The following is a 5,352-nucleotide window of genomic DNA, read 5'->3' as shown; positions in this document are numbered from 1 at the left end:
GCGATAATGGCACCTAACCAGGTTTCCAGCTTGTCCTCTTCTGTTACTCCCATTATGTTGATAGTGTTTGGAAGGTGACCTTTTCTGTAGTTCTCACGACCACGGCTGTCTACTACTACGGCATCGTTATCAAGACTTTCTACCAGTAGTTTAACCGGAACGCTGTATTTGGCCTTCTGAACGCTCATCGCTCCTTTTCGATTAACGTCTACGTTAAATCCGAAGTAAGCAGGAATGAACGGCTGATCTTTTAGGATCTCTTCTACAAATTCCTCTTCAGTCTGGTCACGGAAAGCCCAGTTTCCCTGGCGCTCGTTTCCTAAAGTACTTGAAGAAGCATCGCTCATGTTCTTACCGCAAAGTGACCCGGCACCGTGTGCAGGATATACAACAGTATCATCCGGAAGGTCGTTGAACTTTGTTTGCATGGTCTTATACATTGACTTGGCAAGTTCTACTCTTTTAGCGGTCATGTTCCCAGCTTTCTCACGAAGGTCTGGTCTACCAACATCTCCGATGAACAGGGTATCTCCACTGAACATAGCAGTTTCGCCATTTTCTTCAGCGATATAAGTCAACCCGTCCGGAGAGTGACCAGGAGTGTGTAATGCTTTTACAGTGGCACCCCCAATTTTTACGCTCTGCCCCTCTTCGAACCCGGTATGCGGATAACTTACTCCAACCATCTCGCTAATATAAACGGTAGCTCCTGTTTCCTCATGGATTTGCAGGTGGCTACTCACGAAATCGGCGTGAGGGTGAGTTTCGAAAACCGCTACGATCTTTGCATTATTCTCTTCAGCATACTTATAGTAAGGCATTGGATTACGGCTAGGATCTACCAAAGCCATTTCTCCGTTACTTACTAATGCATAAGAATAATGCGCCAGAGGCTCGTCTTTGAATTGTTTTATTTTCATCTTACTCGTTTTTTAATTAGTATTTAGTGATTGTTATTACTTCTTTTTAAATGGAAAGAGCATCTGATCTTTAAACCCCTCAGGGAAATCATCATCTCCTTCAAAACCAAGCTCAATATCTCTTCCTTCCTGTGGCACATAAGCCGTACCGAACAAATAATCCCAAATGCTCAGGCTAAGCCCGAAATTCATTCCGTGAGGGTGCGCCTCGGGAAGTGCTTTTGAATGATGCCAGATATGCATTTTAGGGTTGTTAAAAATATACCCGAAAATACCATAGCTCCAGCCCACATTCGCGTGGTTAAGATGCCCAACCAAAACGGCGAACATATGAACCACAAAGAATTCCTGTATTCCAAAACCAATCATCGCAAGGGGGATATACTGCACGGTTTTATAAACTATGGTTTCCATAAAATGGAACCTGAACTGTGCCGCAAAACCCATTTCCTTAACGCTGTGATGGATCTTATGGAATTCCCACAGCCAGGAGCGCTTGTGCAATTGCCGATGAACATTCCACTGAATAAAATCAGCGACTATGAACATGATTAACAATTGCGCCCAAACCGGGAAACTCTGTACCTCTATAGCTACAATATTGGTTATTCCGAAGAGCGAGAGAAAATCGTTGAACAACTCCACCGCAACATTCGAAATCGCATTGTAACCCACCAGGGAAAACAGGAAAAAATTAAATATGATATAGAACGTATCCAGCCAGAAGCCTTTTCGAAAAACCTTTTGGTTTTTCCTCCAGGGAATAAAAATTTCCAGCACCCATACCATCAGGGACAACAACAAGAGCCAGTAAAAATAATTTGTCCAGCCCGGATTGCTAATTTCCTCTACCAGGTAATTAAAATATCCTGTAAAGGAATTCTCTATAATGTTCAGGTACTTCTCCAACCAGATTTTTAAATTTCAGTGGCAAAAATATATAAATCACAGGGCCTAAGCAGTAACCTTTGTTACAATGGCTGACCTACTGTAAGTTACAAAATAAATCAAGGATTCCTTTAGTCTGGGTTATCGCTGGGTTAATATTAACCTATTTTTAACCATTGAACCAGCCCGGTGTTTTAACCTCCTTATTATCACTGTAACCAAAACCGCTTCCGGTTTTTATTTCAGTCCCTGTTTTTATATTTTCTATTTAGATCGTTTTGCTTAAAAATAGAAATTTGTAACGAAATTGATCTGATTGAAGTTACTTTTATTGAAGATACTTTCCGCGTCCTGGTGATTCCGGTTTTCCCTGTAGACCCACAAAAGGTCAAAGCTTAATCCATCCAGGAATCCCCCTACATTATAACGAAGGTGTGTATTCACCTGGAAAGATTCATCTACATTATATTTGTTGAATTGATAATCACCCGGTTGCGCACCTATTATCTGCTGCATCTCTATACCAAGATGAAGATTGGGCTCCAAAAATGAATATTCACCCTTTAAAGCAACTATGTCTACATCACCCATTCCTTCAAGACGTGAACGAGAGATAGAAGTAAAGAAATGGTCCCTTCCCAGTTCCTTCGGAAACAAAAACCTGCCGGAATCAAAAGCATGGGTATAAGCCAGGGCAAGTCTTAACCGGGATTCCTGCCAGCTTAATTGTGAACTTAATACCTGCCCGTTTTCATCAGGTTGTATATAGCGGTTTTCATAATCCAACTCGTCATTATAAGAAAACGGCGACTGATACAGATATTGAATTCCTAATGTAAAATTACTGAAATCATAGTCCACCTGGGTCCATAAGGTATTCATGACCTTATCCAGGTAATAATCGTATACTTTAAAAGTGAAATTATCTCTTCGGTATCTGTAATTGAAAATTCCCATTCCAGCGGAAGTGTAATGCTCATGGTAGTGAGCTTCCTGCCCGTCGGGTTGAAATCCGTTGTAAAAAAGACCAATGCCTTCCTCAAAATCGAACCATTCTGTGGTAGCCCGGGGAGACATCCCATTTAACCACCCCAGATTGAACTGATGCGGCCTGCCGAAATTCAGATGTGCCCAGGCCCCACGATGTGCAAAAGGTTTCATACGACCATCGCTGTGATTGAGCAAGGGAGTGTATTCGGTTTCTATCTTTCCGTATGTGAGGTAAGAATCCCCAAATCTGTACCTGATAAATAATTCTTCCAGGCGGTCCAGATCATTGAAATTTCCTTTGTTGAGCACATCATAGAGTTCATATTCGTATCTGGCATTTTTACCCGCAATAGGATCTTCCATTCCCAGGTTATTCCCAAAAGTTTTATAAGTAAAGATCCCTTTCACCCCCACTTCAAAGCCTTTATAGTTTCCGGTTGTGAAACCGATCGCGCCACCGGTAGCATTGGTATAATAGTCTTTAAGGTCTTCCCTGTTTATGGTATTCATAAAGTAATTTCTGATGTGACCGTGAAGGTGAGACTCTTCGAAAATATCTCTTAATCGCTCCGGTTCCTGCGATTCATCATCATGCTCCTCCTGGGAGTAAACAGATAAGTTGAGAAATAATAAGATCAGGGCCAGGGGCCATTTTAGGTAATTCATATAGTTTTAAAGTTTTTTCCGGAATGGTTTCGCGAAAAAACTAAAAATTAAGATCAATAACAGTAACAAGGGTTACAAGGCTTATGTAACATTAGTCACATCATGTCTCGACCTCATCATTTATATTTGGCAGCTGATTGATGAAAATTAAACCCTACATAGCCGTTTTCTTTGTCCTGATCTTTTTCGGAAAGTTCCTGATGCTGGATTCCAAATTTCTTGGCAGTATCCTTGAGAGCGAAAATATCGCCTGGGTGAATACCTATTGTGAAAACAATCCCCTGGGTTCTTCTGAAGAAAACATACCGGACGATTTAGAGCAGGCATCAAATGTGCTGGTGCTAAACACCGATGCTATTTGTAATGCTCCTTTTCATTTTTCAGAAAATAACAGGCCCGAATCCCATTCTGAGCCTAACTTTCAACATATCAACTACCGGAACACTCCGGTTATATCTGCCTACCCCGACAAATTCTATCCCCCACCAAAAGTTCTGATCGCTTAAACTTATTCTAATTCCCGCGGAATAACACTTCTGATGGGCAAAAAAATAAAATTACTTTCATAACTTTAATACAGAATGACAACTAAAATATTAGTGAACCGAAGATCGGTCCAGATATTCAGGGTTTTGCTTAGCGGTATATTCCTGGTGGCAAGTTTTAATCACCTCCTGAACATTGAAAAAACAGTTAACAGGATAGACCAGGCCACTTTTAAAGGGCTCGCCTATTTTTTCGGTAATCCCGAATTACTGGTAATAATCTCAGGAGTGGCAATGTTAATAGCAGGATTTGCGCTGTTAATCGGTTTTAAAACCCGCTATGCGGCGATTATCCTTATCCTTGTTCTCCTACCTATCACCCTCACCGTGCAGGTAGGTCAGATCAACACCCTGGGACCACTCTTTAAAAATATCGCCATTATGGGCGGTCTCATATTTTTCATATTCAACGATTTTAGCAAAGTCGAAAAAATTTAATAACCATACGCATAAGCGTATAAAATCAATATCAAAATGAAGAATCTAGTATTAAGCAGTATCGCAATGTTCCTTGTATTATTCAGCACACAAGTATCTGCACAGGAACAACCAAACCACGATCATGATAAGAACTACGTGGTGCTTACAAAAAAAGTAGACCAGTTAAAACCTATCCTGTTAACAGCCGAAGCCCTTGCCGAAGAGGACGGGGACCACTTTGGAGAGTTCCAGGTGATCGTTTGCGGAAAGGATATTTCCCAGCTTACCAATAAATCAAAGATGGATCCTTTTGTGGAGCAAGCTGAACAATTAGGAGTAGAACTGGTTGCCTGTGGCTTCTCACTGAATAAATTCGAGGTAGATCGCAATGAGATTCCAGAGGAGATGACTACCGTAGAGAACGGCATCCTCCACAACCTGCAACTTCAGAAGAAAGGCTTCTATAGCCTTGGACTGTAATAAAAAACAATCACTAAAAACTATACAATGAGAATAAAATTAAGTACAACGCTATTCGGAATGGGAATATTGAGTTTGGGGCTTTTAACCTCCTGCAACAGTATTTCCGGTTCCAATAGCGAGAAGGATGGCCAAAAATCTGCAGATACCACAAAGATTACCATACTGCAAACCGCCGATATTCACGGGCAGCTGGATCCACACCCGGAATTATTCTGGGAAGATGACAGCATTATCTTTAGAGATCGCGGTGGGTTAGCCCATATCCAGACGCTCTTTAAAGAAGAAAAAGCAAAAAATCCCGGAAATACAGTAATTGTAGACGGAGGAGATCTTATTCAGGGAAGCGGATATGCCGCCCTCTCAGAAGGAGCTATTTTTCCAGATATCATCAAAAACATGGATTTTGACCTGATCGTTCCCGGAAACTGGGAGGTGGTTTA

7 protein-coding genes are annotated in these 5,352 nt (G+C 41.3%); 4 read left to right on the top strand and 3 right to left on the bottom strand.

Going from position 1 to position 5,352, the window contains the following annotated elements:
• From ACESK1_RS11790 to ACESK1_RS11780, 3 genes are all read right to left on the bottom strand, one after another.
• On the bottom strand, nt 1–920 hold a 920-nt coding region (locus ACESK1_RS11790; RefSeq protein WP_372920379.1), incomplete at its 3' end, for an MBL fold metallo-hydrolase.
• A gap of 36 nt (nt 921–956) precedes the next feature.
• Nucleotides 957–1,829, bottom strand: coding sequence for a sterol desaturase family protein (locus ACESK1_RS11785; protein ID WP_372920378.1), 873 nt, complete (start codon nt 1,827–1,829; stop codon nt 957–959).
• Between the two features lie 261 nt (nt 1,830–2,090).
• Nucleotides 2,091–3,464 carry a hypothetical protein gene (locus ACESK1_RS11780; protein WP_372920377.1) on the bottom strand — a complete coding sequence of 458 codons (1,374 nt, stop codon included), beginning with the start codon at nt 3,462–3,464 and terminating at the stop codon, nt 2,091–2,093.
• Between the two features lie 140 nt (nt 3,465–3,604).
• Here ACESK1_RS11780 and ACESK1_RS11775 point away from each other — a divergent pair, with 140 nt between their 5' ends.
• The 4 genes from ACESK1_RS11775 to ACESK1_RS11760 form a co-directional block, all read left to right on the top strand.
• Nucleotides 3,605–3,970 carry a hypothetical protein gene (locus tag ACESK1_RS11775; RefSeq protein WP_372920376.1) on the top strand — a complete coding sequence of 122 codons (366 nt, stop codon included), beginning with the start codon at nt 3,605–3,607 and terminating at the stop codon, nt 3,968–3,970.
• A 75-nt stretch (nt 3,971–4,045) separates the two neighbouring features.
• Nucleotides 4,046–4,447, top strand: a complete 402-nt coding sequence (locus ACESK1_RS11770) for a DoxX family protein (RefSeq protein ID WP_372920375.1) — start codon at nt 4,046–4,048, stop codon at nt 4,445–4,447.
• A gap of 36 nt (nt 4,448–4,483) precedes the next feature.
• Entirely contained in the window at nt 4,484–4,909 is a 426-nt protein-coding gene (locus ACESK1_RS11765; protein ID WP_372920374.1) for a sulfur reduction protein DsrE, read from the top strand.
• A gap of 27 nt (nt 4,910–4,936) precedes the next feature.
• The coding region (locus ACESK1_RS11760) for a metallophosphoesterase (RefSeq protein WP_372920373.1) at nt 4,937–5,352 on the top strand (416 nt) is incomplete at its 3' end.

Origin of the sequence: Salegentibacter sp., assembly GCF_041642575.1 — a bacterium.
Classification (GTDB): domain Bacteria; phylum Bacteroidota; class Bacteroidia; order Flavobacteriales; family Flavobacteriaceae; genus Salegentibacter.
This window is presented reverse-complemented; position numbering and strand designations above follow the sequence as displayed.